Genomic DNA, 1,407 nt, shown 5'->3' on the forward strand with positions numbered 1-1,407 from the left:
CGCCATAGGTGCCCGTCGCGTCGCCGCTCCAGGTCGCCGTCGCCAGGTGATCGACATCCGAGGAGGTCAGCGTGCCCGACGCCGACGGCGTCCCGGCGACAACCGTGCCGTTGTCCAGGTTGCCGGCCTCGACAACCGTGCCGGCATCCTGGCCGACCGCCGTCGTGATCACCGGGCTGTCGTTGGTGCCGGTGATGGTGATGGTGAGCGTGGTCGAGGAGGTAGCCCCATTGGCATCCTTGACCGTGTAGGTAAACTGATCCGTCGCCGTGGCGCCCTGGGCCAGTGCATTGGTGTCGGCATCGGCATTGTTGAGCGTATAGGTGTAGCTGCCATTCGACCCGATGGTGACCGAGCCGTAGGTCCCAACCACTGCCAAGCCGACATTGCCGGCGCCGCCGTTGACGGCCGAAACCGTCTTGCTGTCGCCACTGTCGACGTCGGTGTCGTTGGTCAGCACGTTGCCGATGGCGGAGGCGTCGCCTGCGAACGGCGTGTTGCCGGGGTTGACGCCGGCCTCGGTGACCGCATCGCCAACATTGGTGTCGGCGACGGCGATCGGGCCGTCGTTGGTGCCGGTGATGGTGATGGTGAGCGTGGTCGAAGAGGTGGCCCCATTGGCATCCTTGACCGTGTAGGTAAACTGATCCGTCGCCGTGGCGCCCTGGGCCAGCGCATTGGTATCGGCATCGGCATTGTTGAGCGTATAGGTGTAGCTGCCATCCGACCCGATTGTGACCGAGCCGTAGGTCCCAACCACTGCCAAGCCGACATTGCCGGCGCCGCCGTTGACGGCCGAAACCGTCTTGCTGTCGCCAACGTCGACGTCGGTGTCGTTGGTCAGGACGTTGCCGATGGCGGAGGCGTCGTCTGCGAACGGCGTGTTGCCGGGGTTGACGCCGGCCTCGGTGACCGCATCGCCAACATTGGTGTCGGCGACGGCGATCGGGCCGTCGTTGGTCCCGGTGACGGTGATGGTCAGCTGCGCAGTATCCGTAAGCCCGTGCGGGTCACGGACGGTGTATGTAAACACCTCAGTGACGGTGACCCCGTTCGCCAGCGCATTGGTGTCCACGTCGCTATTATTGAGGGCGTAGGTATAGGTGCCGTTGGCATTCAAGGTCAGTGAGCCATAGGTGCCCACCAATGCAGATCCGACCGTGCCAACACTTCCTGATCCGGATTCCGTACCTGTCCGGACCGCCGACACGACCAGCGACGCCTGGCCGTCGTCGGAATCGGTGTCGTTGGTCAGCACATTACCTGCCGCCGAGGAGTCACCCCCAAGGAGTGCATTCGCTGGGCCAACGCCGGCCTCGCGCACCTGGTCGGCAGCGTTGGTATCGTTGAAGCCGACGGGCGAAGTTGGATCGAGACCGACTGAAACCTGCTCGATCGCGGAGACCT

At 64.5% G+C, this 1,407-nt stretch carries 1 protein-coding gene; it reads right to left on the reverse strand.

Annotation, left to right across the window (positions count from 1 at the left end):
• Positions 1–1,407, reverse strand: a 1,407-nt coding sequence (locus tag ACXJ7R_RS32700; protein ID WP_457155406.1) for a VCBS domain-containing protein, incomplete at both ends; no start/stop codon positions are given.

This window comes from Mesorhizobium sp. P5_C1 (assembly GCF_054049815.1).